The 26521-nt window shown below is 45.3% G+C and carries 27 protein-coding genes; 12 read left to right on the forward strand and 15 right to left on the reverse strand.

Going from position 1 to position 26521, the window contains the following annotated elements; genetic code table 11:
* On the reverse strand, nt 1-2958 hold the full coding sequence (locus AC1DCV_RS17110; RefSeq protein WP_477024274.1) for a SusC/RagA family TonB-linked outer membrane protein: 2958 nt from the start codon (nt 2956-2958) through the stop codon (nt 1-3).
* Nucleotides 2959-3180: 222 nt separating this feature from the next.
* Between AC1DCV_RS17110 and AC1DCV_RS17115 the strand changes: the two genes are divergently transcribed.
* Nucleotides 3181-4221 carry a LacI family DNA-binding transcriptional regulator gene (locus AC1DCV_RS17115; RefSeq protein WP_477024275.1) on the forward strand — a complete coding sequence of 347 codons (1041 nt, stop codon included), beginning with the start codon at nt 3181-3183 and terminating at the stop codon, nt 4219-4221.
* A 9-nt stretch (nt 4222-4230) separates the two neighbouring features.
* Here AC1DCV_RS17115 and AC1DCV_RS17120 read toward each other — a convergent pair whose 3' ends face one another.
* Together AC1DCV_RS17120 and AC1DCV_RS17125 are read right to left on the reverse strand one after the other, a co-directional pair.
* The gene (locus AC1DCV_RS17120) at nt 4231-5847 is read right to left on the reverse strand and encodes a glycoside hydrolase family 43 protein (protein WP_477024276.1); all 1617 of its coding nucleotides are present in this window, start codon (nt 5845-5847) and stop codon (nt 4231-4233) included.
* Complete coding sequence (locus AC1DCV_RS17125; protein WP_477024277.1) at nt 5844-6797, reverse strand: pectinesterase family protein; 954 nt, start codon at nt 6795-6797, stop codon at nt 5844-5846. Before AC1DCV_RS17125 ends, AC1DCV_RS17120 begins: the two co-directional genes overlap by 4 nt.
* Nucleotides 6798-7015: 218 nt before the next feature.
* Here AC1DCV_RS17125 and AC1DCV_RS17130 point away from each other — a divergent pair, with 218 nt between their 5' ends.
* From AC1DCV_RS17130 to AC1DCV_RS17140, 3 genes are all read left to right on the forward strand, one after another.
* A complete protein-coding gene (locus tag AC1DCV_RS17130) occupies nt 7016-7477 on the forward strand; it encodes an N-acetyltransferase family protein (protein WP_477024278.1) in 462 nt (153 codons plus the stop codon).
* 52 nt (nt 7478-7529) lie between these two features.
* Nucleotides 7530-7994 (forward strand): glycine zipper domain-containing protein, encoded by a 465-nt coding sequence (locus tag AC1DCV_RS17135; RefSeq protein ID WP_477024279.1) that lies wholly within the window; start codon nt 7530-7532, stop codon nt 7992-7994.
* Between the two features lie 381 nt (nt 7995-8375).
* On the forward strand, nt 8376-9668 hold the full coding sequence (locus tag AC1DCV_RS17140; RefSeq protein ID WP_477024280.1) for a hypothetical protein: 1293 nt from the start codon (nt 8376-8378) through the stop codon (nt 9666-9668).
* 160 nt (nt 9669-9828) lie between these two features.
* Here the strand turns inward: AC1DCV_RS17140 and AC1DCV_RS17145 are convergent, their stop codons facing one another.
* Entirely contained in the window at nt 9829-10149 is a 321-nt protein-coding gene (locus AC1DCV_RS17145) for a hypothetical protein (RefSeq protein WP_477024281.1), read from the reverse strand.
* 353 nt (nt 10150-10502) lie between these two features.
* Here AC1DCV_RS17145 and AC1DCV_RS17150 point away from each other — a divergent pair, with 353 nt between their 5' ends.
* Complete coding sequence (locus tag AC1DCV_RS17150; RefSeq protein WP_477024282.1) at nt 10503-10991, forward strand: hypothetical protein; 489 nt, start codon at nt 10503-10505, stop codon at nt 10989-10991.
* Here the strand turns inward: AC1DCV_RS17150 and AC1DCV_RS17155 are convergent.
* The 3 genes from AC1DCV_RS17155 to AC1DCV_RS17165 all read right to left on the reverse strand — a co-directional run bounded on the left by AC1DCV_RS17155 (nt 10957) and on the right by AC1DCV_RS17165 (nt 12826).
* A complete protein-coding gene (locus tag AC1DCV_RS17155; RefSeq protein WP_477024283.1) occupies nt 10957-11415 on the reverse strand; it encodes a GNAT family N-acetyltransferase in 459 nt (152 codons plus the stop codon). The genes AC1DCV_RS17150 and AC1DCV_RS17155 overlap by 35 nt on opposite strands.
* A 32-nt stretch (nt 11416-11447) precedes the next feature.
* Nucleotides 11448-12092 carry a hypothetical protein gene (locus AC1DCV_RS17160; protein ID WP_477024284.1) on the reverse strand — a complete coding sequence of 215 codons (645 nt, stop codon included), beginning with the start codon at nt 12090-12092 and terminating at the stop codon, nt 11448-11450.
* 149 nt (nt 12093-12241) lie between these two features.
* Nucleotides 12242-12826, reverse strand: a complete 585-nt coding sequence (locus AC1DCV_RS17165) for a TetR/AcrR family transcriptional regulator (RefSeq protein WP_477024285.1) — start codon at nt 12824-12826, stop codon at nt 12242-12244.
* A gap of 83 nt (nt 12827-12909) precedes the next feature.
* Here AC1DCV_RS17165 and AC1DCV_RS17170 point away from each other — a divergent pair, with 83 nt between their 5' ends.
* The gene (locus AC1DCV_RS17170; protein WP_477024286.1) at nt 12910-13551 is read left to right on the forward strand and encodes a VOC family protein; all 642 of its coding nucleotides are present in this window, start codon (nt 12910-12912) and stop codon (nt 13549-13551) included.
* Here the strand turns inward: AC1DCV_RS17170 and AC1DCV_RS17175 are convergent.
* Nucleotides 13546-13905, reverse strand: a complete 360-nt coding sequence (locus AC1DCV_RS17175; protein ID WP_441576063.1) for a winged helix-turn-helix transcriptional regulator — start codon at nt 13903-13905, stop codon at nt 13546-13548. The two genes, AC1DCV_RS17170 and AC1DCV_RS17175, sit on opposite strands and share 6 nt — an antisense overlap.
* Before the next feature lie 92 nt (nt 13906-13997).
* Between AC1DCV_RS17175 and AC1DCV_RS17180 the strand changes: the two genes are divergently transcribed.
* Complete coding sequence (locus tag AC1DCV_RS17180; protein WP_477024287.1) at nt 13998-14666, forward strand: NAD(P)H-dependent oxidoreductase; 669 nt, start codon at nt 13998-14000, stop codon at nt 14664-14666.
* 175 nt (nt 14667-14841) lie between these two features.
* On the opposite strand, the gene AC1DCV_RS17185 is transcribed toward AC1DCV_RS17180, so the two are convergent.
* The gene (locus AC1DCV_RS17185; RefSeq protein ID WP_477024288.1) at nt 14842-15225 is read right to left on the reverse strand and encodes a winged helix-turn-helix transcriptional regulator; all 384 of its coding nucleotides are present in this window, start codon (nt 15223-15225) and stop codon (nt 14842-14844) included.
* An 81-nt stretch (nt 15226-15306) separates the two neighbouring features.
* On the opposite strand from AC1DCV_RS17185, the gene AC1DCV_RS17190 reads away from it, so the two are divergent.
* Together AC1DCV_RS17190 and AC1DCV_RS17195 are read left to right on the forward strand one after the other, a co-directional pair.
* Nucleotides 15307-16338, forward strand: coding sequence for an alcohol dehydrogenase catalytic domain-containing protein (locus AC1DCV_RS17190; RefSeq protein WP_477024289.1), 1032 nt, complete (start codon nt 15307-15309; stop codon nt 16336-16338).
* Nucleotides 16338-17462 carry a mechanosensitive ion channel family protein gene (locus tag AC1DCV_RS17195; protein ID WP_477024290.1) on the forward strand — a complete coding sequence of 375 codons (1125 nt, stop codon included), beginning with the start codon at nt 16338-16340 and terminating at the stop codon, nt 17460-17462. The genes AC1DCV_RS17190 and AC1DCV_RS17195 overlap by 1 nt, the downstream gene beginning before the upstream one ends.
* Here AC1DCV_RS17195 and AC1DCV_RS17200 read toward each other — a convergent pair.
* The 4 genes from AC1DCV_RS17200 to AC1DCV_RS17215 all read right to left on the reverse strand — a co-directional run bounded on the left by AC1DCV_RS17200 (nt 17454) and on the right by AC1DCV_RS17215 (nt 22270).
* A complete protein-coding gene (locus AC1DCV_RS17200; protein WP_477024291.1) occupies nt 17454-17930 on the reverse strand; it encodes a GNAT family N-acetyltransferase in 477 nt (158 codons plus the stop codon). The two genes, AC1DCV_RS17195 and AC1DCV_RS17200, sit on opposite strands and share 9 nt — an antisense overlap.
* A gap of 188 nt (nt 17931-18118) precedes the next feature.
* Nucleotides 18119-20743, reverse strand: a complete 2625-nt coding sequence (locus tag AC1DCV_RS17205) for a glycoside hydrolase family 2 protein (RefSeq protein WP_477024292.1) — start codon at nt 20741-20743, stop codon at nt 18119-18121.
* A 91-nt stretch (nt 20744-20834) separates the two neighbouring features.
* Nucleotides 20835-21275 carry an SRPBCC family protein gene (locus AC1DCV_RS17210; protein ID WP_477024293.1) on the reverse strand — a complete coding sequence of 147 codons (441 nt, stop codon included), beginning with the start codon at nt 21273-21275 and terminating at the stop codon, nt 20835-20837.
* Nucleotides 21276-21277: 2 nt separating this feature from the next.
* Nucleotides 21278-22270, reverse strand: a complete 993-nt coding sequence (locus AC1DCV_RS17215) for a GlxA family transcriptional regulator (RefSeq protein ID WP_477024294.1) — start codon at nt 22268-22270, stop codon at nt 21278-21280.
* 122 nt (nt 22271-22392) lie between these two features.
* On the opposite strand from AC1DCV_RS17215, the gene AC1DCV_RS17220 reads away from it, so the two are divergent.
* Nucleotides 22393-22812, forward strand: coding sequence for a VOC family protein (locus AC1DCV_RS17220; RefSeq protein ID WP_477024295.1), 420 nt, complete (start codon nt 22393-22395; stop codon nt 22810-22812).
* A 6-nt stretch (nt 22813-22818) separates the two neighbouring features.
* Here AC1DCV_RS17220 and AC1DCV_RS17225 read toward each other — a convergent pair whose 3' ends face one another.
* Both AC1DCV_RS17225 and AC1DCV_RS17230 read right to left on the reverse strand, forming a co-directional pair.
* Complete coding sequence (locus AC1DCV_RS17225) at nt 22819-23292, reverse strand: VOC family protein (RefSeq protein WP_477024296.1); 474 nt, start codon at nt 23290-23292, stop codon at nt 22819-22821.
* A 121-nt stretch (nt 23293-23413) separates the two neighbouring features.
* Nucleotides 23414-24586, reverse strand: coding sequence for an MFS transporter (locus tag AC1DCV_RS17230; RefSeq protein ID WP_477024297.1), 1173 nt, complete (start codon nt 24584-24586; stop codon nt 23414-23416).
* Nucleotides 24587-24702: 116 nt separating this feature from the next.
* Here AC1DCV_RS17230 and AC1DCV_RS17235 point away from each other — a divergent pair, with 116 nt between their 5' ends.
* Nucleotides 24703-25593 (forward strand): LysR family transcriptional regulator, encoded by an 891-nt coding sequence (locus AC1DCV_RS17235; protein ID WP_477024298.1) that lies wholly within the window; start codon nt 24703-24705, stop codon nt 25591-25593.
* Between the two features lie 71 nt (nt 25594-25664).
* Complete coding sequence (locus AC1DCV_RS17240) at nt 25665-26498, forward strand: ThuA domain-containing protein (RefSeq protein WP_477024299.1); 834 nt, start codon at nt 25665-25667, stop codon at nt 26496-26498.
* Nucleotides 26499-26521: the final 23 nt, after the last annotated feature.

Here is a 26521-nt window from a genome sequence, read left to right on the forward strand (position 1 = left end):
TTAAAACTCAACATTTATTCCTGCCACATACATTTTGGTGAGCGGGTTGCTCAGATCGCCGCCTCTTTCCGGATCGTAATCTTTTATTTTGCTGAATGTAAAGAGGTTCTTACCGGTTACGTATAAACGAAGACTGCTGAGGTGCAATGGTTTCAACGCATGAGCGGAGAAGGTATAGCCAAGTGACAGATTGCGGATCTTCACAAAAGAGCCTTCTTTATAACCCAGTGTTTTAATAAACGGTGTACCATCTTTAGAGAGACTTGCATTCGGGCGTGGATACTCATTGGACGGATTTTCAGGGGTCCAGTAGTTAAGCGGGGCGCTGTTTTCCAGACCCTGTGGATCAAATTTAGCAGCGTATTCCGAATTGATCCACTGCCCTATACGAGCAAACACATAAATGTTGAGATCAAAATTTTTGTAGCGGAAGTCGTTATTGATACCACCACTCCATTTAGGCACCTGCGCGCCCAGGATGATGCGGTCAGCAGAATTGATGACACCGTTGCCATCCTGGTCTTTCACGCGGATATCGCCGGGTTTGTAACCATATTTCGTGGCCTCTCCCGCATCTGCTGTTTGCCAGATACCAATTTTCTGCTGATCGAAATATACTTTCACCGGGGATCCGATAAACCAGCCATTGGCCACATCATTCGTACTACCATCTGCCAGCGCCACTATTTCTTCTTTGTTGCGGGAGTACACGATGTTGGAAGTCCACCTGAAATCAGCTGTAGCAATATTAGTGGTGTTAATACCTATTTCAATCCCTCTGTTACGGGTTTTCCCAATGTTTTGCATTACAACGCTCACGCCGGAGGAGGTAGGTAAAGTACGTAACAGCAGCAGGTCTTTGGTTTGTGTATCGTAATAATCGATGCTACCACTTACTTTATTGCCAATGATGCCGAAATCGAGTCCGATATTTTTAGTGGTAGAAAGTTCCCATTTCAATCCCAGGTTACCTGCCTGATCACCGATGGCATAAGCCATAGCGGCATTGGTATCATCGAAAGAGAATGGAATTTTAGTGAGGTAGGCAGTGCTCGAGTAAGGAGGTACCGCATCATTACCCGCTATGCCATAGCTCACTCTCAGTTTCAGGTCGCTCAGGAAAGTTTGTGACTTCATGAACTTTTCATCACTGATGCGCCATGCCGCTGCCACGGATGGGAAGAAGGCCCATTTATTACCCGGCGCTAATTTAGAAGAGCCATCGGAGCGGCCGGTGAGTGATAACAGGTATTTTCCTTTAAACGCGTAATTCAAACGGCCTGTAAAAGAGATCAGTTTACTGGCCTGGTAGCTGTTACGGATAGCGATGCCACTCACACTATTTTGCAGCGCATAATATAGCTGAGAGGGCAGCAGCTGTCCTTCTCCCTGCATCAGGGAAGAATCACGCTGATCTGACAATACGCTGGCTACACCGGTGATCCCGAAGGTGTGATCACCAATCGTTTTATTATAGGTGGCCACGTTTTCCCAGCTGAGATACCTGCGGGTATTGCTGTTGGACTGGGATCGTGAAGTAGATGCAGTGGACCGGTCAATGGAGCTTTTAGATGCAAAGATGCCTTGTTTCGCATTGTCCAGGGTTACACCAAAATTAGACCGGAACATAAATCCTTTGAAGGGTGTAAGTTCCAGGTAAGCGTTGATAAAGGTGCGCGTAGTCCGTGTGATGTTCTGATAGGCATTCGGTTGTTCATCTGCCAGCGGGTTGATAGCGGATCCGCTGTTGGGAAATAACACGAGGTTGCCGGCAGAATCATAGGGAACACCCAGCGGAATATACTTATTGGCCTGGTTCAGCGGATCGCGGCGTGCGCTCTGATCATAGTAAGTGATCTGGCTCTGTACACCTATTTTGATCGCATCATTAATGGTTTGATCAATGTTTAAGCGGGCAGCATAGCGTTTCAGGTCATCCAGTTTCAGCAGTCCTTTTTCATTAAAGTAATCAAAGGAGAAATAGACTTTTGTTTTTTCTGATCCTCCTGAGATACCTGCCTGGTAGTCCTGCTGTAAACCTTTATGTAAAAGCTCGTCCGCATAATTTGTCCAGATATTATTTTTGATTTCATCCAGTTCAAATGCGTTGAATATTTTGGAATCATCGGCGGGGCTGGCCCATCTGCCGGTGGTGCGGTTCGCTTCGCGTTTCAATGCCGTATATTCTTCTCCGTTACTCATGCGGGGATAACCGTTTACTTCGGATATGCCGGCATAGGAACTGATATTTACGCGTGGTCTGCCGGCAGTACCTCTTTTGGTGGTGACCATGATAACGCCGTTGGCGCCTCTGGAACCGTAGATAGCTGTAGTAGACGCATCTTTCAGCACTTCCATTGATTGGATATCATTCGGACTGATATCCTGGATGTTTTCATACTGAACGCCATCAACGATATATAGGGGACCATTGCCTGCTGTAATAGAGCGGTTACCTCTTACGGTGACATTCACTTTAGCGCCCGCTGCACCGCTGCTGCGGGTAATATCCACACCTGGCAGTCTTCCCTGCACCGCTTCCATCACATTGGTGGAAGGCACTTTTTTCAGTTCTTCTCCTTTTACCGATACCACTGCACCGGTGAGATCACGTTTTTTCACCATGCCGTATCCTACTACCACAATTTCATCCAGTCTTTTATTGTTCGATTCCATTTTTACTGTCATATTGACATTATCCGCTACTAGGGTTACCGGGGCATATCCTACATAGCTGAACAACAGGTCCGTTTTTTTCCCGTCCGGAACCTGCAGTGTAAAATTTCCATGTGTATCTGTTTGGGTTCCACTGGTAGTTCCTTTCACCTGTACACTTACAAGTGGCAGCGCATCACCGGAGGTTGCATCTGTTACCCTCCCTTTTACGGTGCGGGTCTGTGCAATCGCCCAGCTGCTAAAACCCAACAGCAGCAAGCAAATAAGGTAAATTCTTTTCATAACGTTTGGCGTGAATTTAAATGGCAAATAAAGGTTGTGCTAATCGCTATTGATTAAACGTGGTGATTTGTTGGTTGAAACAGGAGCGCTTTTTTCTGTGTCGTGTGGTTACAAGTCTACAGAACTATTTATTAATTGTGAAGTTTATTTACGCAATCGTTCCCGGAAAATCAGTACTTTCACCACGTACCTGAATGCCGGAAAACATAGTCCGGAAGCCATATGAAGTATAAAGCAGCTACTATAAAAGATATTGCGCAGGCACTTCACCTGTCTACTTCCACGGTATCACGTGCATTGCGTGACAGCCATGAAATCAGTGCGGCTACCAAGCAACTGGTACTGGAGCATGCGGCACAGTTGAACTATCATCCCAATCCTATTGCATTAAGTTTAAAGGAGAAAAAAAGCAGGTCAATAGGTGTAATCGTATCCGAGATTGCCAACAGTTTTTTTTCTCAGACAATTAACGGAATTGAATCGGTAGCTAACGAACAAGGCTATACGGTAATTATTTCCCAGAGTCATGAATCCTTTGAAAAAGAAGTAAGAACGTTACAATACCTCKCCTCCCGTTCCATAGATGGCCTGCTGATATCGGTATCCAGTGCAACTAAGGACCTGACGCATCTGAAAGCGTTACATCAGTACGGTTTTCCCATTGTATTCTTCGATCGGATTGTAGAAGATATTGCCACGCATAAAGTAATGGTGGATAATTTCCAGGGGGCCTATAATGCCACTATGCATTTGCTTTCACAGGGCTACAAGCGTATTGCCTGTATTACCAATTCGGCACATCTTTCCATTACCCGTGAACGGGTGGCGGGATATATGGCTGCATTGGAAAAGCACGGTATCTGGCCCCCATCTTCGCTCATCAAATATTGCTTCCATGGTGGTATGCTGCTGGAGGAAGTAACAGATGCCGTAGAAGAGCTGTTGAAAGAAAAGAAACGGCCGGATGCTATTTTTACTACTTCAGATAAGCTCACTACAGGTTGTATGCGTGCGCTGAAAAAAGCGCAGGTAGCCATTCCCGGTGAAATGGCGCTGACAGGATTTTCCAATTCAGAGTTGATAGAACTACTACATGCACCACTCACTGTGGTGCGGCAACCCGCCTTTGAAATGGGACAGGTGGCCACTCAATTATTACTGCAACTGATAGAAAGTAAAAGACCCGTGAAAGACTTTGAAACGCGGATATTGCAAACGGAGTTATTGATTCCTCCCATGACACCAGCTAAAAAGAAACGATAATCGCGGCAACTATTTATCTATTCTCCACCAGTCCACATCAGCCCAGCCCGCATCATTTGTTTTAATATTCCTGGTGCAGCACAATCCCATTTTGGCGCCTATCCATCTGCCGGTAACGGCGGTAAACGGCGCTCCTGCATCGTGAAATGTTTGTCCATCGCTGCTATAACTAAACTGACAAACAGCGCCTTCTCTTACCTGCACCCTGAAAAATATATCCGTGGACGTTATCTTCTCCAATACGGTAACCGTTTCGGGATGACCTTTGTCTGCCTGCTTACAGCTGAATCGGGATAAATAAATGCCGTCTGCTTTTTTCACGAGTGATAGTCCGGCATAATCGCTGCCCATGACCAGCATATTCATACGATCTCCTTCCTGTCTGGGTTTAAAGCTACACTTCACGGTAGCCCTAAATGCCGGCGCCGGGAATTTCTGCAGGAGTACATTAGGTACTTCCCACAAATTCCGGGCGCTGTCGGTCTGTTGCGCTGCAAAGAGGCGCAGGCAGCCATGCGCAGACGATGGGAAAGCCCAGCCGGCAGCCGGATTCGCCTGCCATTGCCATTGCAGTCCCAATACGTTTTCATTAAACTCATCTGATTCCTGTGGGCTGGCAACCGGATAGGTTCTGCCCACATCTGGTTTGCGGTAACGGAGTACGGGTTCTCCTTTGCCATCATTGTCTTTGTCTATACCTATCACCGGCCAGTTATTTACCCACTTCATCGGCTGCAGGTGAACAACCCTGCCGTAAGCTTCCTGATCCTGGAAATGCAGGAACCAGTCGCCCCCTTTAGGTGTTTGTACCCAGGCGCCCTGATGAGGTCCATTGATCGGGGAATGCCCCTGATCCATCACTATTTTACTCTCGTAAGGACCGTAAATATTTTTTGAGCGCAGTACCAGCTGCCAGCCTGTGCTGACGCCGCCGGCAGGTGCAAAAATGTAGTAGTACCCGTTACGCTTATAGATCTTGGGGCCCTCCAGTGTAGGTTGATCATCATGTCCATCGAACACCAGCACGCCTTCATCAAGCGCTTTGGTACCGGCGGCATTCAACTCTTTTACTACGAGGATACTTTTAATACCGGCGCGACTTCCTGCGTAAGCATGCACCATATATACGTGTCCATTATCATCCCATAGAGGGCAGGGATCTATCAGTCCTTTACCGGCAACTACCAGTTCCGGTATACTCCAGGGGCCTGTGATCTGTTTTGCTTTTACCACATAGATACCGAAATCGGGGTCCGGATAATAAATATAAAACTCCTTATTGTGATAGCGGATTGCGGGCGCCCAAACACCGTTGCCATGCTGTGTAGCCGCGAAATAATCATAGGGTGGCTGACGCAGTAAAGCATGTCCGATAATACGCCAGTTGACGAGGTCTTTGGAATGCAGGATCGGCAAGCCCGGAACGGCGTCAAAGCTGGAGGCCACCAGGTAATAGTCGTCTCCTACCCTGATGGCATCGGGATCGGAATAGTCCGCATATAGTACCGGGTTTTTATAAGTGCCATCTCCATTATCGGCTACCCATACTTTAGATACTTCTGATGCGGATTGTGCCATCACTGGTGTGGTCGCCAGCAGGCACCACAGACAGGCTGTTATCTTCATAATTTAAATTTCCAGTCTCCGAATATATATTCCCTTGTAAATTGTTTCGCTTCCTTTTTGGTGAGTTGCCGGCTCCATCCTGCTCTCCCGGCAGGATTGGCACCGGGGCCACGACTATTATACTCTGCATAACGGGCCGTTTTTTCATTCGACTCTTTCCGCCAGTTGTCCCAGCCTTCCGGTAAAATATGTGCACCCATGTAACAATCAATCCAGGTAGTGCTGGCATAAGGCCGCCACGGCCGCCCCAGGTATACTTTGGTTACGCCGCTATCTGCCGTCAGTGTACAATCTTTAAATACATACCCCACCGGACGTGTTTGCAGTGTAGCCGCTGCCGTAATATACGAGTTCGTTTTATTGTTAATAAGACACTTATAAAACAATGCAGCCGCATAACCAAAAATGAAATCGGTACTTCCTTCAATGTAGCATGCTTTGTAGTATTGCCTGCAGTAAAATGTTCCGGCCAGCAAAGTATCCTGGAAACCCAGCATACGGCAATGCACAAACGTAGTTCTGTCGCCCCGTACGCTGAGTGCCACGGCCTGTCCGGCTTTTACGCCGGCAGTATTTTCGAAGGTGAGGTGCTCTGCCCGGAAATCGCTGGCATAAATCATACAGGAGGGAGAAGAATAGGTAGTGATGCTATCACCGGCAGCATTGCGCATGCCTGCATGATCATCGTAGGTGAGAATGGTTTTATTTTCATCTTCTCCTATTAACGTAACAAAATCTTTGGTGGAATCCAGCTTTATTTTTTCCTTGTAAATGCCATTTTTTATGAAGATGCGTACAGGTATTTTGTTGTTAAGAGGTATCGCGTCTAATGCCGCCTGTACGGTGGTATAATCACCGCTGCCGTCTTTCGCAACTGTTTTCGTTATCGTTTGCGCAGAAAGGAAAAGGCTGATGAACAGTCCTATGGCTGTTAAGATAGTTTGTTTCATAGCGTGGTATTGAATTGCAGACGTCAAAATAGCAAATGGGGCGCAGAAGTGCGGGGATATTTACGCAATCGTTCCCGGAGTATTGGCGGATGGTTCACGGACAGTTCTTCTATAACCCGTGCAAACAAAAAACGCTCTCCCCCGACAGTAATTGGCTGATTAAGCGGTAAAAAGTAGTAAAAAACTGATATTTGCCCCATATTAGTAACAACGCAACCATGGAAACGATTCACATCAGAAAGGCAATATTAACCGACCTGCCCATCCTGCTTGAATTTGAGCAGGCCATTATCGACGCAGAACGGCCCTACGACGCTAACTTAAAAGACGGTACTATTCATTATTACGATGTTGCCGCCATGATCGCCGCCCCCCACGTGGAAGTGCTGGTAGCGGAGTGTAATGGTCAGCTGATAGGCTCGGGCTATGCCCGCATACAGGACGCTAAACCATATCTTAAATTTTCCCAATATGCCTACCTGGGATTTATGTATGTTGAACCCGCACACCGGGGTAAAGGCTTAAACAAGCTGATCATCCAGGGACTCAAAGCCTGGGCATCTTCACAGGGCATGGTGGAAATGCGCCTGGATGTGTACGGCGGGAACGAGGCTGCTGTTAAAGCTTATGAGAAAGCCGGGTTCCGTACCAACCTCGTAGAAATGCGGTTACCACTGTAATTTTTGAGTTTGGCATAATTTTCGTCAGGTGGCTGTTAAAAGGATTTTAACCATGAAACAGTTACTTGTAGCCTTAGCAGCAGCAGTCATTTTCTTTTCCTGCAAAAGCAATGCTGATAATGCCGCCGCTATAGAGAGCGCGAAGAAAGCCACCATTGATTCCATGAATAATGTAAGTGCCATTAAACAACAGGTAGTGGATTCAATGAACAACTTAAAGAAACACAGACATAATACTTCCAACGCAGCTGTAACACCAGGATATGCCGATGCAGAGATGAACAGTCCCGCCCCGGCAACACCAGCTCCTGCTGCACCAGCAAAGAAGAAAGGTTGGAAAGGATGGAGCCACACTGCTAAAGGTGCCGTTGTAGGCGCAGGTGCAGGTGCCATCACCGGAGCAATTGTAAATAAAGACAGACTCAAAGGAGCCGCAATAGGAACCCTGATTGGCGCCGGCGTAGGTGCAGGTACAGGAGCCATTGTGGATCATAAGAAAAAGAAACAGGGGCAGTAATGCTTTGACATAATTTTGAAACGGCGCATCCCAATGGATGCGCCGTTTTTTTGTATCTCAATTATTACATTTTTTGTAATCGTTTATTTACATATTTAATAAAAAGTAAACTCATAATAAAAGATAAAAAATCCTCACCGCACTAGCTACTATTCCTACTCATCAGCACAAAGAAAATCAAACGCTTAAATTCAAGTCCTTAACTTTCGACTTTAATCTATCTAAAAAATACACTCATAAAACCGCCAATTAATTGCAGTGAATCATCTTATAAAGCTTTAGCTTAGTGTTATTATGAAAGGCTAAGACCATTCTTAACCAAACTCCAGTTTACAGTTTTTCTTTCCATTCAGCTCTAGTTTACTAATAAAACGTTATGTGATGAATGTCTACGAAGAATGGGGATTTAATGAAAATCCATTTAGTCCCACACCACTTCAACCTAATGAAGAAGGTAAGAAATTGCTCATCGGCCGTGATGAGGAGATAAAGGAGCTCATGATCCGACTTTTTAATCCTCCTTCCTTAGTAACAGTTGAAGGTGCAAATGGAATTGGCAAATCAAGTCTGATTAACGCAACATTGTATGAATGTTACGAAGACTATTTCAATCAACGAAGAAATTGCTTATTTATTCCGTGCTACAAAAACTTTCAAATAAGTCTAACAAAAGATCCGGAAGAATTCGTTGATGACGTACTTGTTGAGGTAGCTCAAACTCTTTTAATGAGGGCTGATGAATTGACGAATCTAGGTTTCGAAATCCCAGACAATTCAACATCCATCGACAAATGGTTGAATTCTCCAATGATTTCAAATTTCCAGGTCTCAATTGGAAATTTTGGCGTGGGTTTCGGATCAATACCTAACGACTCAAGTGGCTTTGCCAGAAGTGGATTCAGAAGTGTAATTCGAGGCTGGTTGCAAACCATTTTTCCCGTTGACACTGGTGGTGGAGTAGTATGCACTATCGATAATTTAGAGATATTGGAAACAACTGACACTGCAAGAAAGCTCGTTGAACAACTAAGGGACTTGCTATTCAATTTACCGGGAATAAGATGGATTCTATGTGGCGCATCAGGGATTGTTAAAAGTATTGGATCATCTCAGCGACTGGAGGGATTGCTACATGATCCAATAGAAATAATGAGAATTAACCAAAATTATGCTAAGTCAATATTTGATAGCCGAATGGAATACTGCTCCTACAACAGTAAGTTCTATATGCCTCTAACAGAAAAAAATTTTGTAACATTATTTAGTCTCTTTGCTCAAAATGTACGAACTACATTTAAGTACGCAAATGACTATTGTATCTATATTCACAGCAAAACAATCATACCTCGAAGTGAATCTGAAAAAGATAGTATGTTTTCTGACTGGCTCAATGATTTATCTAATCATCATCTCAAAATTATAGTTGAGCATCTAAGCTCAAGGGCCCTCATTTTTTTTAAAAAAATACTTAAATACAACAATAGTTTCTCCCTATGTGATTACAAGACATTTTCATTTGAGAGTATTACAATAATGGAAGCCTACTTGAATGACCTGGCGACAATTGGAGTAATCAAATTTTTCAAGGAGGAAAATGACTATCGAAGAAAATCAATCCAATTAACTTCAATTGGTTACTTCGTAGGGTTTGCAATGAATATAATTCACAATTAGTATCATTCTAATTTGAAATATACGGCTTCTCCTATTGAGTAACATATAAGACAAGCATGCAACTTTCCCAAGGATCAAAGAGGATTGGATTATGAGGGGAAAGAAAAACGCGGCAGCCACCGGTAATATCCCGATGGCTGCCCCGCTTTAAAAAAAACAATTACTTCGTTCCTCCTTCTTTCTTCTGATCACCCTCTTTTTTCCGGTAAGCCTTCAGTTCTTCTTTATCGAGAAAAGAATCCTTATTGGCGTCTATAGCATCGAAGTTCTCTTTCAATTTGGACACCCTTTTATTATCTTTCGCTGCTTCATCTACCTCAGTTTTACTGAGTTTACCATCTCCATCGGTGTCAATTTTCTTAAAAAACCCTTCATGGTCATGCTGTTGCTGTGGTTGTTGTTGCTGCGGCTGTTGCGCATAAGTTTTTGCGGATACAAGTGTTGCCATTAACAAACCTGCTACAAGAAAATGCTTCATCATAATTGTGTGTTTTAAGTTATTGATGATTTTAACTCCAGGGTATACACTGAATTGCCACAAGTGGTAAGAATTAGTTCAGCATATTAGGATTGCACTCTTGGATAGCCGTCAGGTGTCGAAGTTTAATGTGAAGGGCAATGGGGAAATGGGGTATTACTACCTACCGGTAGCTTATAACGCTTATCAGTATTGGGTTTAACGGATAATAGCGGGAAATATACAGGCGATTTCCTTAAGACTATTTAACACTAATTGACATAAATTAACGGTCATAAAGGCTATTTCCTGAAAAATGGGCGAAAGTTGTTACCATTGTCAAAACTCAGTAACTTCACTCCTCCTATACCAAAAACATGCAAATAAAATCTACCAATAGCCCCCTGTTTGAGCTGGTCGGCAAAAGCATCGCATACTTCGCCATGTTGATATTATTCATTCCCCGTCACTACAATAATGTCAATCCATATAAGTATTTGGTTCCCCTCCTATTGATTTCAGCAGTTACTTATTTATACGTAAAATTCACGCTCTACAATAAATATACAACTGCAGTACAGGTATTAAAAGATCAGCTGATAGTGACCTACCTCCAGGGCTTGAGAAAGAAAAGCGTTTATTTCCCGGTAACTACCACTTCATTGGAGCTCAGGTTCCAGGCCCGTTATCTAAGGACGCCGCAATTGTATACCCTCGTGATCGCCGAAAATGGACAACCCAAATACTGGGTCAATAGTACGGAGGGATTTGATGAAAAAATACTCACCGATTTTCTACATGAATATGCCCGTTTACAATACGGAAAAACAACTACCCCAACCTCATCTTCATCCCTTCATGCGTAGCCTTGAACCCCACCGACTCATAAAACCTGATCGCATCTACTCTTTTCTTATCAGAAGTCAATTGAACCATGTAGGCGCCTTTCTCTTTCGCACGGTTAACAATGTATTCAAACACGCGCTTACCGATGCCTTGTCCGCGGTATTTTGAATGGGTTCTTACCGCTTCTACCTGCGCTCTCAATCCACCTTCATTGACCAGGTATTGAATAAACGACAACTGAAACGTAGCTACTGATTCACCATTCATTTCCACCACCGTTAATTCCAGGTTAGGGTCTGCCGCAATCCTTTCAAATGCCTTCTGATACTTGTCGGAATGTACATTATCTGCATTCTCTCTGTCCGCGCCGAGTACATCGTCTGCCAGCATACGAACAATGTCGGGAATATCTTCTTTCTTAGCCAATCTGAATGTAAGATCCATATTCATCTGGTTTATGTGTTCTTCAAAACAATTCATTTCATCACAGGCACAGCCACACCGTTAAAATCAAGGACTGCAAACTTACCATCATTCTCCGCCACCACGTGACTTAAGGCGGTAGTAGCAAACTGTTTCTGGTATACCTTCTCACCTGATGTAAACAGCTCCGGCAAAAGTACGGCGGGTGCATTGGTGTTGGCCAGTTTTACTTCGAATAAGTTATTGATTTTCTTACGCAGCGCAGCATCCGGCTCCTGATCGATATTGAATATTTTATCAGCAATACCTTCAATAAATGCGATATCATGACGTTTGCTGCCGTTAGTGTAAATACAATAGTAAACGCCGGTATCATCATTGCCATACACTTTCTTCGCTATGCAAACAGGCACAGAAGCAATGTTCTCCAATATCTTCTTTTTTGCCTTATTCTGCATCACTGCAATAGCCACGATAGATAGTAATATCAAGGCGCCACAAACCAGGGAATAAGTGGAATAAGTGGCATCTCTTTTCGATAAATCATAAAAAAAGTAAAGCGCAAATGCGCTGAATACCAGGATGGCAATAGGCAGGAACATGAGTTTGTTTTGTCCCCAGCTACCGGCGCTGGCATAGGTTTTCTTTAATGCGGTATTCTGTTCAAGATCATTCAGGGCCTGACTGGTAAGTATCATAGTATATTTTTAACTGGATTAAAAGCTGGTGTTCCAATAAACATTATTTATTCTCCACTGAACATGACTACACTTTAAAAGATTAACATTCATTCAAATATAGTATCGCTCCCTTACATAAACAATGCCCGGGTAAAAACTAGATAAATTCATTTCTTCCCCTTCTCTGTTAAATACGGATATACCATATCCCCAATCATCTCCGCATAATACCCCACAGCTTTCTTTCCCTTCATTCCCGTAGTCAGCTCATTCGCTGAAATCCAGAAATCGCCGATGATATAAATACTCCTGATTAAGCTCTCCCACACGGTGGCAGGTATATCGTTCCGCATGAGGCCCTGCTGCCGGAAATGCTCAAACACCTGTAGCAACTGCGTCCGCCGGGCAAGAAACCGCTGACTATATACTTTTTTTACAGCGGGTATACGCCGTGCTATTACCACGAAGTGAATATAGATAAACCGGTACTGGTAAATATGCTGTAATATGCCGGCAATCGACTCCTGCAGAGAGGCAATGCTCCCATTCTCCAGTGGGGGCAGCGCATTCAGCTCATCAATGTGCCGGGTATAAAGGGCGGTAATAATTTCATCTGCGTTGGGGAAGTAATACTGTATGTTACTATGACTGATCTCCATTTCCTTCGCAATGTGCCGGATGGTGATCACATCAATGCCTTGCTCGTTAAACAACCGCAGCGCGGCAATTAATATCTTTTCTTTTGTATTCATATCTACAACGAAAATAGAAAAATTAGTACAAATGTACAAGAATGAATTATTTTAGTACATTTGTACTAAAATAAACGAATATCATGAATATCAAAGAAATCAGCATATACACCAACGACATTGTACAAACTACCGCTTTCTATACAACAAAACTTCAACTGCCCATACTTCGTCAAAGCAGTAACAGCATCAGCTTTCAGGCCGGCACATCTGTATTGACGTTTGAACAGCAAACAGCCATTACACATCCTGTGTACCACTTTGCATTTAATATCACACCTGATTTATTGGAAGAAGCCATCGCGTGGTTGCAGCAAATCACCACTTTGTTACCCGTGACAGCGGACAGTCACATCGCCACTTTCGACAACTGGAACGCCCACGCAGTTTATTTCTTTGATAATAATGGAAATCTGTTGGAACTGATTGCACGGCACGACCTGCCAAAGGAAGCGAATACGCTGACCATTATCAACATCAGCGAGATTGGGATTGCTGCCGCAGCAGTGCCTGCATATGCCGATCAACTGATCAGCACCTGGCATTTGCCGGTTTTCGCAAAACAGCCCAGAATGGAGGCTTTTACGGCATTAGGAGATGACAACGGGTTACTGATCATCGCGGCACAGGGCAGGAACTGGTTTCCTACACAAATACCGGCACAACCCTTCCCTGCTACAGTAACAATTGAACATAACGGAGAAACAAACACTTTCGCATTATAACGCGCGATCCCGATGCATATGCCCCCATTCGTTCAACTGGTCCCAGATAGGCACCAGCAACAGGGCACTGTCGGTAAGACTGTACTCCACCCGTGGTGGCACTTCCGGATAAACGGTTCTCTTAACGAGGCCATCCCGCTCCAGCTCCTGCAAATGCAAGGTGAGCATACGATCCGTAATGTTGGGGATCTTCTTTTTCAACTCGCTGAAACGAAGCGTCTTTGTTTCCAGCTTGTATAATATCTTCAACTTCCATCTGCCGGACAGGATATCCATTGCGAAGGCCATCCCGCATACTTCGCGGATCTCCTCCAGGTTAATAGTGTTGGTAGATGTTTCCTTTCTCTTCGCCATTACTTACATTTTTGTGAGCAGCATACAATAGGCTGCTGTACTACAAATGTAATATTCATATAATAATTTTGAGCCCATAAACGAACAATCACATGAATATTCTTATTGTATACGCACATCCGGAACCAAAGAGCATGAACGGCGCTATGTTTAACACGGCTATATCTACACTCCAGGCGGCAGGCCACCAGGTAAAAACATCCGACCTATACGCCATGGAATTTAATGCCGCTTCCGACCGTACCAACTTCACCAGCACACATAATCATCATTTTTTTAAACAACAACTGGAAGAACTACATGCTACCAGCGTCAACGGCTTCGCACCCAACATTGCAGCTGAACAGGAAAAAGTAGCCTGGTGCGACCTCATGATCTGGCAGTTTCCCCTGTGGTGGTTCAGTGTACCGGCGATCATGAAAGGATGGGTAGACCGCGTGTTTGCCATGGGCCGCACCTACGGACAAGGACATATTTACGAAACCGGTATCTTCAGTGGCAAAAAAGCGATGCTTTCGCTCACCACCGGCGGCAAAAAAGAAGATTACATAGACGGCGGCGCCAACGGCGACATGGATAACATGCTGAAACCCCTGCACCGCGGCATCTTTCAATTCACCGGCTTTTCCGTATTATCACCACAGGTGGTGTACGGTCCCGCCAGACAAACACCGGAAGACCGCAGCAAAGAACTCAGCAACTGGACATCCAGGTTGAATACTATCTTTGAAGAATCACCCATCAGCATCACGAGTTACTAATTTAAGTAACCCTCAGCAAAACCATTTGCCAGCATGAAAATTCTCATCATAGGAACCGCTGGTGCCATAGAGCTGTTAGCTTTTAGCTATTAGCCGTTAGATTTTAGCGGATAGATTTTAGCGGATAACATTTGGTCCTGCAGCGAATTATTTATGCGTTGCAGGACCAGATCGTTTAATTATGCAGGATAGCTGCCTTTACTTTTTGCCGGTGATGCAGCCCCCATTCCACCAAACTCTCCGCTACCGGCAGTATCGTTTGACCATAAGCCGTAATGGCATATGCTACGGTAACAGGCTTTGTTTTCAGGACAGTCCTGGTCACCAGGAAGTTCAGTTCCAGCACCTTCAGTTCTTTTGATAACATCCTCGCAGAAATGCCTTCTATCTCTCTTAATATCTTTTTAAAATAGTTACTCTCTTCAGGCCGGTAAGCCAGGTACCGCAGTAGTTGCAGCTTCCATTTACCACTGAATAATTCAATACTGTCGCGCATCGCGGTAAGTTCTTCGTGGCAAGTTGCTTCCCGCAGATTTCCTTTTATATTTATAATTGCCATAGCTGTTGGTTTCCATTGCAGACCGGTTACCTCCGGTATACCTATAGCAAATATAACAGAACATCACAATAATTTTGATGCATGAAAGATCAAGAAAACATGCAGGCAATTGTACTGGATAATTTTGGAGGCGTAGAAAATTTTTCTGCTGCCACCCTGCCCATACCCGAACCGGGAGATAATGATGTGCTGGTAAAAATAATGGCCACCGCATTTAATCCGATCGATTATCAGATGAGACAAGGAGCTACAGAACGCAAACGGATGCACTCCCCAATACTGGGCCGCGAATTTTCAGGCATCGTCATTAAAACAGGTAAAGGGGTACAGCAATTTGCCATAGGAGACGCCGTGATGGCCGCATCGGGCAGTATGGGCTCCAATGGCACCTATGCTACGCATATCAGTCTCCCGCAGGAAATACTGGTACATAAGCCCTCCAACCTATCCTTTGCAGAAGCCGCTGCCCTGCCCACCGCAGCGCTCACCGCACTGCAATGCTATAAACGCCTTCAACTGCCTGCGGCTGCCCGCATTTTCATCAGTGGCGCCGCAGGAGGCGTAGGACTGGTGCTGGTAAAACTCCTCCTGGCTGCCGGATATACGCAGCTCTGCGTGACAGCAGGTAATGAAGACAGCCAGCAACAATTGCTCCTGGCAGGATTGCTCCCATCACAGATCATCGACTACCACCTGCCCGATTTATTGCAGACAATTTTAATACAACAGAACGGCCAGTTGTTTGACGCAACTATCGATCTCGTAGGTGGTCATCTCTCCGAACTATGTGCCGATGTACTCCTCACCAATGGCATTTACCAGGACGTAACAGCGCTCTCCACTCCGGCAGCCAGGGAAACGCTTTTCAATAAAGGGGCCGTCATCATCAATATTTCCAATTACGCTTATTCCCTCACCGGTCAGCTGCGTTATTACGGAGACGGCCTCCGGCAGATCACAGCCATGCTGGAGAAAGGAATCCTCACTCCGTCTCCGGTGTATGTTACAGGTATGTTAAGTGTGGAAACGGTGCAACAATCGCACGATCTGCTGGAACGCAATCAGAGCAGAGGACGCAAGCTGGTCATGACCATATTTCCGGAAAATGAATAGTGCAGCTGGCACATACCGGCATCATCTTTGGGGCATGGGGGCGCATGTGGAATCAATTTATAGAAAATGCGGACCACCTGCCCAATTTCCTATGGAATCTGATGCTGGCAGGCATTGCAGTCATCACAGGATGGCTCATCAAATTGTTACTATCTGTTTTTTTAAGAAAATCAGTCTCCCCCAAACCGGAGTTTTCGCTGATTCATAGTATCCTCTATCGGTTAGGTAAAGCATTCAATTACTTTCTGCCCCTGCTCCTGCTGAACATGGCATTGCCCCTGATGCGGGTGAATCCTAACTATGTGCCGGTGATGAGTAAACTGGCGGAGATCGCATTAACACTGTCGTTTGCGGCGCTGGTGATAGGTATCATCAAAGTGATGGAAGACTATATCTACCACGCCTATGATCTGAATAAAGCCAACAACCTGAAAGAACGGAAAATACGCACGCAGCTACAGTTCATCCGTAAGTTATCCATCTCCCTGATACTGATACTCACTGCCTGCGTAATATTGCTCAGTTTCGACAGCATGCGTAAACTGGGTGCAGGGCTCCTCACCGGCGTAGGTGTAGGCGGTATCATTATTGGTTTTGCCGCGCAAAAATCATTGGGCAACCTCCTCGCAGGCTTTCAGATTGCTTTTACACAGCCCATTCGTATTGATGATGTACTCGTGGTAGAGGGTGAATGGGGTCGTGTGGAAGAAATTACACTGACCTATGTAGTGCTCAATATCTGGGACCAGCGTAAACTGATTTTACCTATTAACTATTTTATAGAGAAACCTTTTCAGAACTGGACCCGAACCGGCGCGGAAATACTGGGCACCGCCTTTTTTTATATGGATTATACGGTACCAGTAGATCAGCTGAGAACAGAATTTGAAAGGCTACTGGAACTGTCGCCATTATGGGATAAACGTGCAAAAGCCTTGCAGGTAACCAATACCAGCGAACGAACCATTGAAGTGAGGGCATTAATGAGTGCTGCTAACTCGGGCAATGCATTTGATCTCCGTTGCTATATCCGGGAAAATCTCATCAAATATGTAAGAGAACATCATCCTGACAGTTTACCAAAAACCAGGGCCTATATTGAAAATAAGGAAGTATCAGTTTAATCGCTTTTCCAGCAGGATCAGGTGCTTACACTGAATGCCGTTTTCATAGATCGGCTCCTGGTAATGCATCATAAAATAATCTTTCTTAATGGCGGTGATTTCAAATCCCTGCCGTTGATATAAATACAGTTGTGCAATACTCGAATTGCCGGTGCCAATGGTAATCCGTTTAAAACCATTGGCCCTGGCCCGTTGCGCGGCATCCTGCAATAATATCTTACCAAAACCCTTTCCCTGGTAGGCAGGATTTACGGCAATATTTTTAATCTCCAGTTCTTCCGCATCGTTTGCCAGTAACACGTAGCTGCCTATTACCTGCTGGTCCTGTTCCATAACATATACTTCCGCCAGTGATAAATAGGCATTGAGGGCTATAATAGAAGGATCGGCTAATAATAACAGGTCATAGGGAATCTTTTCGCCCGGACCTAATTTCCGGATAATAGTGTCTTCCTGCAGGGAGGTCATCGCTGAATGATTTTGTCGCTATTAAAGTAAATGCTTTCTTTTTTCTGAAACCGGGTCCCGGGCAACAGCTACAACAGGGGTCTAGGGAACGATTAACAAAATGAATATACGGAAAAGCTGTTAGCTTTTAGCTTTTAGTAAATGCAGCGAAGACCATATAGTATAATCTCCGCTGCATTTACTAAAAGCTAAAAGCTAATCGCTAACCGCTTCACATTATTTCCATACACTTCTACCTGCGCGCCGCTGTGAGTGGCTACAGCAGCACCACTGATGCTAACACTTTTCTGTTCGCCCGGCAATACAGAGAAGTAGTTGTCGCTGTAAAACACCGGCAAAATCCTCTTCTTTGTTTGCGCATCCACCAGTGATAGGCGGTTGAAGAAGGCCACCGGTCCACCGGCAGGATTGCTGATCGTCACCACAATGCTATCTGCTCCTGCTTTATGCGCTGTTACCTTTACGTCTGCTGCCGGCATCTTTTGCAAACCGGAATAGTTACCACCTGCATCTGCCAACCAGTAAAGGTTTTCATCTACTATTTCCTTTTTGGTATTCAGGAGACGCAGAGAAAAGAATACGCCCTCTTTTTCACTTAATTTATCTAACACTCCTTTCATCGACATGAATTTTTGTACGGTAGCAGGACCTACTTCTACGAACAACTGTGTCAATAAGCTATCGTGGCCCTTCATATCATAGGCTTTCAATTCCAGCATCAGGTCACGGGCATAATTAAAGGTATTGTTCACCGCCATCACCATGCCATCCGTAGGATCGTACATCACATGCAGCGGCGCCGCGCCTTTACGGGTACCGTACAAACAGGCGTTGGGGTCCAGGTAATAATCGTACATCTGTCCTCTTAAGGCAGTCCAGGGGTTTTGTGTTTTCCAGATGATCACACCAGTATACCAATCCCACATATGTGCACTGAAACCTTCCATAAGCGCACGATACTGGTCATAGTTCACTAATTGTGCCTTGTTGGCCCACTCTTTTAAATCAGTGGTTTTACCATAAGGATCGATCGATTTATTATAAGCGATATACTTATGATAATCCCATACTGCGTCCGTTTTGCCAGTTTGCGGATTGGGTGTCACCAGGTTCTCCGCTGGTAAAAATCGTTCCAGTGATTCATAGTCGCCGGTGCCTACAGATCCTACTTCTGAGTTAAATGGAAAAGTACGATAGCTCCAGAAGTAAGGCACTGACTGAATACCATAAGGGCCATCGCCGTTACCACCCAGGGCATTATAAGACATGCTGTCGGAATTGGAATAGTCGAAGAAATACCGGGTACCGTCCAATGCTGGTATAATAGAATCTTTCATGGCATGAAAAATATCTGCCGGAGGCGTAATTTCATTTCCACCACACCAGAAAGCCAGGGAAGGATAGTTACGTAACAGCTTTACCTGGTCTGCTACACTTTCCAGGAACAGGGAATGGTTATCCGGATATTGACGGCGGGTCCACTGGTCTTCTTTCTTCAAAGGGTCCTGCCACCTGCCATTACAGTCGCCCGACATCCAGAAATCCTGGAATACCAGCAGCCCGTATTTATCACAGGCTTCAAAGAATTCAGGTCTTTCTGTTAAACTACCACCCCATATCCTGATCAGGTTCAGGTTCATATCGCGGTGAAAGCGAACTTCCGCATCATATCTTTCTTTGCTGAAACGGAACATGGCATCAGAGGTGATCCAGTTACCGCCTTTAATAAATATTTTTTGCCCGTTTACCGCAATCTCGCGGCTGCGGGTATGTGTATTCCAATAGGTTTGTATTTCCCGTACACCAAATTCTACATCTTCTGTATCATCGGTGTTGCCATTGTTGAGGAACTGCAACTGCATATGATACAAATGCTGCGGACCATAGCCGGCAGGCCACCACAGGGAAGGTTGTTTCAGCAACAGGTCCGGTAGTTGCACCGTAGTGGTGGAATGCGGCGCCAGTGTTACCTTTTGCGTAGCCATGCCGCCGTCTATCTTATAGCGCAAAGTGCCGGTAATACTTTTAGCGCTGGCATTTTCCAGGTCTGCCGATACAAGGATTGTGGCCGGTGCCTGCGGCCCGTCCGACTTCCGGGTGCCTGGCACCCGGGTAATAACATGTGGATCTTTGATGCGTACTGCGCCTGTTTTTTCGATAGTCACTTTATCCCATATACCGGTGTTACGATCGCCCATAGGCTGAATCCAGTCCCAACCGGCGGTGTATTGCGGTCCTACGTTTTTGGCGATGGTACCATCGCCTCCCTGTCCGCCATTAGGATTGCCAGGAAATACCGGTGGGTACACGATCACAGCGAGACGGTTTTTACCGTTCTTCGCCAGCCATGGCGTAATGTTATAGGATTGACGCAGGTAAGCGCCAAAGTGAGTCGATGGTGTTACTTTATGTCCATTTAAGAAGATGTCACAGCCATCGTTCACACCTCTGAAATGCAGCCATACCTGCGCCTCTCCGGCAGCTGGCTTCTCCGTAAAATCTTTTACAAACCAGTAGGTGTAGTGATCGCGGCCTGCATGATAGATATCCGGTATCTTTTCGTTGTTCATACCATACATCGGATCCGGCACCTGCTTATTATCCAGCAAGGTAGTCAGCACCGTACCCGGCACTGTGGCAGGTGTCCAGTCCGACAGGCGGTACGCTGGATCTGAAATCTGCTGTCCGGTCGCTTTTATCCCGGCAACGTTACTGCATTGCCATCCGCTGTTGAGTTCATATTTTTCCTGTGCCGATAACTGCGAAAAAGCCATTAATAGCAGGCAGGAGATTGTTGATGTCCGAAATATCATGAGATCTGTTTTACACACCTTTTGTCCGGGGGCAAAGATAGCGTAACGTGCTCCCCCGTCAAAACAGATCATGATAAGCGGCGGGGAATAGTTATCCCTTTTCTGCCAGTTCCTTTACTTTATCCAGCGCTTTTGGGAAGGTCGTAAAAAAGAAGTCTTTATACGCTTCTTCCGTTTCCACTTCCACCAGTAAAGATGTTTCACCACCTGCTTCTGTGAGCGTGTAGTTTTCGGTAGCACCGGCCCAGTCTTTTACTTTTTCGCTGGTAAGGTCTTCTACGCCGCCTTTAATATAGCCCAGGTGTTTGAACGACAGGTATTCATTGGGTACTTTGGCTGCAATGGTAGATACCATGCCATCATTACTTCCATCTACAAACAATGTCCGGCCACCTACCTGCCAGTCTGTTTCCATTTTGGAGCCTTCTGCAAAAACGGCGGTCCAGGCAGGATAGCTTTCGTTGCCCCAGAGCACTTCCCATACTTTGTTACGGGGAGCATTGATCGATGTTTTGAATGTTAACTTTTCCATAGCTACGCATTTACAAAATTAGAGGTTTGTTTATTGTATTTATTTCGGTACTCCAGCGGTGTTAGCCCGGTTACTTTTTTGAACACCGTTCTGAATGCTTTGGTGTCCACATAACCTACATCGTAAATTACTTCATTGATATTTTTGTTGCTGGTTTCAAAATCCCTTTTTGCTGCTTCAATTTTAATCCGCTGAATATACTCGACCACCGTATTACCGGTTGATTTTTTGAATCTTCTTTCAAATGTTCTTCTGCCGATGGCAGTCAGATCAGATAATTGTTCCACAGTGATTTTATCCTGGTAACTGGCTTCAATAAATTCCTGTGCTTTCAGGATGGGCTCATCGTTATGTGTCTTTTGTCCTTCGAAGATGATAAAGGGAGACTGGCTTTGCCTGTCCAGGTCGATTTCATACCCCTTTGCAGCCATGATAGCAATGTCTCTGCCGGCATATTTCTCTACCAGGTACACAATCAGGTTAAGATAAGAATAGGCGCCACCGCTGGTGTAGATGCCATCTTCTTCAGTGATCACTCTGTCATCCATCAGGTGCACAGCCGGGAACATTTCCCTGAACTGTTTGGCCATTTTCCAGTGTGTAGCACAGGCCTTGCCATCCAGCAGCCCGGTGGCGGCCAGGAAAAATGCGCCCAGACAAAGACTGGCGATAGCAGCACCTTTCGCGTGTTGTGCTATCATCCAGGGAATAAATGCTTTATTCTCTTTGGCTGCCTGCGCCTGATCTCCATGAATGGCGGGTACGATGATAAGATCTGTTTTCTTTACATCTTTTACCAATACATCCGGAGAGATGGTAAATAACCGGTTGGGCTGACTAACCACCCGGCTCAGTCCTACCAGCTGCACCTGGAATATGGGCGCCCTTCCCTTCTCGGCCAGGAAGCTGTTCAGTTCGGAGAAGATCTGATAACTGCCTTCGATATTAACAACGCTGGTATGCCCGAGCGGAACCAGTATGGAGATATGTATCATAACAGTGAATATAAAGTAATTTATGCCGCAATTAACCTACGAATTGTCGCTATCTCCCCCCGTCATTGTGCCAGTACCTTACGATTTTTGTAATATATTTTTCACTCTCAAAACCGGCTGCAATGACAATCATCCATACCTACCTTACTTTTAACGGCAACTGCCGGGAGGCAATGACTTTTTATAAGGAATGCCTGGGTGGAGAATTAACCCTTCAAACTATCGGAGAATCCCCTATGTCTGTTGGTATCCCTGCATTTATGAAACCGTTCATTTTACATTCCAGTCTTACCAAAGGCCCCCTGGTACTTACCGGCTCCGATATGGTGCCCGAAATGGGACTTACTGCCGGTAATACCGTTTCTCTATTTCTGAACTGTAACAGTGAAGCCGAAGCAAGGACGTTTTATGACAAACTATCTAAAAACGGTGTCGCCACACATCCATTGGAAAGTACCTTCTGGGGAGCATTATTTGGTGCGCTGACAGATCAGTTTGGTCATCACTGGCTCATCAATTTTGAAGGTAATTCCCGGCAATAGCGATGATTAGTTGTTGGCCGCCTTTTCCAGTGTCGCAATATCCAGTTTACCCATTTTCATCACTTCTGCGAACACTCTGCCGGCTTTCGCGGTGTCATTATCGGATATCAGTTTGGGGAGAATGGAAGGCGTAATCTGCCAGGACAAGCCAAATTTATCTTTCAGCCAGCCGCATTGACTTTCCTGTCCACCATCAGCGGTGAGTTTGCTCCAATAATAATCAATCTCCTCCTGGGTGTCACAATATACGGTCAGGGAAATCGCTTCTGTAAAAGGAAACATAGGACCCGCATTCATCGCTGTAAATTGTTGTCCGTCTAATTCAAAAGTGGCCACCAGTAAAGTCCCTTTGGGCATAGGGGCTCCTTCTCCATAATAGGATTTATTCAGCACCCTGGACTTCTTAAAAATAGAAGCATAAAAATTAATCGCTTCCTCGGCGTTGTTGTTGAACCATAGCGACGGTGTGATCTTTTGCATAACGGTACTTTTAAGTTTAATAAGGTTTTATTTCCTTACAAAGATACCGGCCCTTCTGCTTATATCTAAGGTGCAAAAGCGACATTCTAAAGGGGCACTTGCGACAAATGTAGATTTGGGGTTATGCCTCCACCGGAACGGCCTTTAATGCATACCGTTTTTCTCTCGCTTCCAGCACTTCCTTCACCAGCAACATTCCCAAAGCTGCGGTTCCTAATATCAGCATGGCCCAGGGAGCGCTGTGTATACCATAGGAAGAAATGACCCATCCACTGATAGCAGTGCCCAGAGAAACGCCCAGGTTACCGAATGAAATAGCGAGACTATTGGCAAATCCCGGCGCTTCCGGTGCTGCAGCAATCATATAGGCGCCACCGGTAAGAAAACAGGGCGTATGTAAAAATCCCCATACCATCACCAATGGCACTGCCAGCTGTGGAGAAAAATAAATGCCAACAGAAATGAGCGTGATACCTGCCAGGAAAATACCCGTAGCACCCGTAACGCTGCGTCCCAGCAGTTTACCGGCCACATAGTTACCGGGCAGTCCGGCAGCACCGAATAACAACAGCATTATGCTGATCGTGTCGGGCGACATGTTGTTCACCTTTCCCAGGTAGTCTGCAAAATAGCTGTAGGTGGTAAACATCGCCGCTATCATACAGGAAACCATGATAGCGCTGGCCAGAAAAGCCGGCCTGGTGAGTATCTTCAATTGTGCACCGTAAGATTTCTTTTCTGTTACCGGCATAGAAGGCAATGCGGTGAGCATGGCCATCAACGCCAGCGCACTGATCACAGTTTGTACCACAAACGACAACTGCCACTTACCGAAGATACCCGCGATATAAGTAGCCAACGGGATAGTCGTCACCGTAGCCATGCCGATGCCCGCCATCACAATGGCCATCATTTTATGCTCGTCCTTTTTATCTGCCGCCGCTATAGCGGCAGTAATGGCGGTAGAAATAAATACCGGCTGCAAAAATGCCGGTAATACCCGCACCAGTAGCAGTAGCCAGAACGGTGGCGACAAAGAGGATACCACGCCCGTGATCAGGAACATCGCAATGCTGATCACCATCACCGTTTTACGGTTATAGCCGGATAACCAGAGCGTCATCAATGGTCCAGCCAATGCGATGACGAGTGCAAATGCACTGAGCAGCGTCCCTGCTTTCTCTATGCTGATATGATAATATTCCGCTACCTGCGGTAAAATACCAATGACACCAAATTCAGTTGTAATAATGCCGATAAGCCCGAGACTTCCTATGTATGCTATTTTTTTCATTGACCGTTTTATGAATAATGCCTGCCTTTCTTTTCTATGCAAATGTGCCACTCCTTATCATATAAAGAAAATAATATGATTTATGAAAGCTCATAAAAATATTTATAACTTGCAGGATGGTTAATCTGGAATGGTACAGGACATTTAAAGCGGTTTATCAAACAGGATCGCTGACAGCAGCAGCAAAACTGCTGTTTATTTCGCAGCCCAATGTGAGCCAGCACCTGTCGGCATTGGAGGCGCATATCGGGAAACAACTCTTTGAGCGCAAACCTAAAATAATACCTACCGATTATGGTAAACAGTTTTACACCCAGGTAGTAGAACCATTAGAGAAACTGGAAAATGTAGAGTCAGAATTCCGGCACCTCTGTATGACCAAACAGCTGCCCAACATACATATCGGCACAGTAAAAGAATACTTCCAGGCGGAAGTAGCCAGACGTATCAGCAGCGCACCGGCGAACTTTATTGTTGAATTTGGTCTTACGAAAGATCTGATCAGCCGGCTGCAAAAAAATGACCTCGACTTCGTGATTGCCACGCAATTAATTGAGGAGAAAAATATTACTTACGAACCCATCGTTACAGAACACTTCCTGGTAGTATCTCATCCTGACCTGGATGTGCGGCCGTTTAAAAACTTCCTGAAGAAAAAAGAAATGGCCCTTGCGGAAGCATGGCTCCTCGAACAGCAGTGGTTTGCCTACAGCAGCGATCTGCCGGTGATACGGCGGTTCTGGCGGGAAAACTTCAGAAAAAGACCCGCTTTAAAACCACAATTCACCATACCGGACAGCGGCATCATTCTCGAAGCTATCCGTCATGGAAAAGGCGTAGCCATCACGGCCGATTATATGGTAAGAGAAAGTATTAAAAACAGGGAGTTGAAGGAAGTCTGGAAAGGTATTGTACCGGCACTCAACACCCTTTACCTGGCTTATGACCCTACCAAAACAGCCAGCAACCGGGTTAAAATAGTCAGGGACCTGCTGGGCATGCACTAACGAATACCCTTGCACGAAAAAAAAGAATATTCTCCCTAAATGAGTTATTTTGTTATTCATTTACTCATTTTATGAAGCTAAGATTCCACAAAGGCCTCCTCCTGCTTATTTTAAGCCTGATTGGCAGCGCCATAAGCTATGCCCAGGAGCATCCCCCCAAATTCAAAGTAATTGCCTTCTATACGGCTAAAAATGACCAGGCACATATCAGTTTTGTACATGAAGCCAATGCCTGGTTTCCCAAAATGGCGGCGCAATATCATTTCAGTTACGACTCCACCAACGACTGGAAAAATCTCAACCCGGCATTTCTGTCTGATTACCAGGTAGTAATTTTCCTGGATACCCGTCCGGATGATCCGGCACAACGGAAAGCATTCCAGGAATATATGGAAAAAGGCGGTGGCTGGATAGGATTCCATTTCTCTGCCTTTGCCCTTACCCCTTCCGACTTTCCGCAAAACTGGGACTGGTATCACAACACCTTTCTCGGCTCCGGCTCCTATGGCAGCAACACGTGGCGGCCCACTTCCGCCGTATTGCGGGTAGAAGATCATCAGCATCCGGCCACCAGGAATTTACCGGATACCTTTTCGGCTGCTCCAAATGAATGGTACCGCTGGAGCAACGACCTGCGAAAAAATCMGGACATCCGCATACTGCTCTCGATAGATTCCAGCAGCTTCCCGCTGGGCACCGGTCCTAAGCTATACGAAATATGGCATAGTGGTTACTATCCCGTGGTATGGACCAATAAAAAATACAAAATGCTTTACCTGAATATGGGGCATAATGATATCGATTATGAACACCACACCAATAAGGAATTATCGTTCACCTTTGCGAATGAAACACAGAATAAGTTAATCCTGGATGCCCTGCAGTGGATGGGTACAGGGAAATAATAGTACCAAAATAAAAACGGCGG

The organism is Chitinophaga sp. 10T418 (genome assembly GCF_056394125.1).

Excerpts from the sequence above, each read along its gene's own strand:
- AC1DCV_RS17110 (WP_477024274.1), bottom strand. The coding sequence starts at position 2,958 with ATGAAAAGAATTTACCTTATTTGCTTGCTGCTGTTGGGTTTTAGCAGC.
- AC1DCV_RS17120 (WP_477024276.1), bottom strand. The coding sequence starts at position 5,847 with ATGAAGATAACAGCCTGTCTGTGGTGCCTGCTGGCGACCACACCAGTG.
- AC1DCV_RS17125 (WP_477024277.1), bottom strand. The coding sequence starts at position 6,797 with ATGAAACAAACTATCTTAACAGCCATAGGACTGTTCATCAGCCTTTTC.
- AC1DCV_RS17130 (WP_477024278.1), top strand. The coding sequence starts at position 7,016 with ATGGAAACGATTCACATCAGAAAGGCAATATTAACCGACCTGCCCATC.
- AC1DCV_RS17135 (WP_477024279.1), top strand. The coding sequence starts at position 7,530 with ATGAAACAGTTACTTGTAGCCTTAGCAGCAGCAGTCATTTTCTTTTCC.
- AC1DCV_RS17140 (WP_477024280.1), top strand. The coding sequence starts at position 8,376 with ATGAATGTCTACGAAGAATGGGGATTTAATGAAAATCCATTTAGTCCC.
- AC1DCV_RS17145 (WP_477024281.1), bottom strand. The coding sequence starts at position 10,149 with ATGATGAAGCATTTTCTTGTAGCAGGTTTGTTAATGGCAACACTTGTA.
- AC1DCV_RS17150 (WP_477024282.1), top strand. The coding sequence starts at position 10,503 with ATGCAAATAAAATCTACCAATAGCCCCCTGTTTGAGCTGGTCGGCAAA.
- AC1DCV_RS17155 (WP_477024283.1), bottom strand. The coding sequence starts at position 11,415 with ATGGATCTTACATTCAGATTGGCTAAGAAAGAAGATATTCCCGACATT.
- AC1DCV_RS17160 (WP_477024284.1), bottom strand. The coding sequence starts at position 12,092 with ATGATACTTACCAGTCAGGCCCTGAATGATCTTGAACAGAATACCGCA.
- AC1DCV_RS17165 (WP_477024285.1), bottom strand. The coding sequence starts at position 12,826 with ATGAATACAAAAGAAAAGATATTAATTGCCGCGCTGCGGTTGTTTAAC.
- AC1DCV_RS17170 (WP_477024286.1), top strand. The coding sequence starts at position 12,910 with ATGAATATCAAAGAAATCAGCATATACACCAACGACATTGTACAAACT.
- AC1DCV_RS17175 (WP_441576063.1), bottom strand. The coding sequence starts at position 13,905 with ATGGCGAAGAGAAAGGAAACATCTACCAACACTATTAACCTGGAGGAG.
- AC1DCV_RS17180 (WP_477024287.1), top strand. The coding sequence starts at position 13,998 with ATGAATATTCTTATTGTATACGCACATCCGGAACCAAAGAGCATGAAC.
- AC1DCV_RS17185 (WP_477024288.1), bottom strand. The coding sequence starts at position 15,225 with ATGGCAATTATAAATATAAAAGGAAATCTGCGGGAAGCAACTTGCCAC.
- AC1DCV_RS17190 (WP_477024289.1), top strand. The coding sequence starts at position 15,307 with ATGAAAGATCAAGAAAACATGCAGGCAATTGTACTGGATAATTTTGGA.
- AC1DCV_RS17200 (WP_477024291.1), bottom strand. The coding sequence starts at position 17,930 with ATGACCTCCCTGCAGGAAGACACTATTATCCGGAAATTAGGTCCGGGC.
- AC1DCV_RS17205 (WP_477024292.1), bottom strand. The coding sequence starts at position 20,743 with ATGATATTTCGGACATCAACAATCTCCTGCCTGCTATTAATGGCTTTT.
- AC1DCV_RS17210 (WP_477024293.1), bottom strand. The coding sequence starts at position 21,275 with ATGGAAAAGTTAACATTCAAAACATCGATCAATGCTCCCCGTAACAAA.
- AC1DCV_RS17215 (WP_477024294.1), bottom strand. The coding sequence starts at position 22,270 with ATGATACATATCTCCATACTGGTTCCGCTCGGGCATACCAGCGTTGTT.
- AC1DCV_RS17220 (WP_477024295.1), top strand. The coding sequence starts at position 22,393 with ATGACAATCATCCATACCTACCTTACTTTTAACGGCAACTGCCGGGAG.
- AC1DCV_RS17225 (WP_477024296.1), bottom strand. The coding sequence starts at position 23,292 with ATGCAAAAGATCACACCGTCGCTATGGTTCAACAACAACGCCGAGGAA.
- AC1DCV_RS17230 (WP_477024297.1), bottom strand. The coding sequence starts at position 24,586 with ATGAAAAAAATAGCATACATAGGAAGTCTCGGGCTTATCGGCATTATT.
- AC1DCV_RS17235 (WP_477024298.1), top strand. The coding sequence starts at position 24,703 with ATGGTTAATCTGGAATGGTACAGGACATTTAAAGCGGTTTATCAAACA.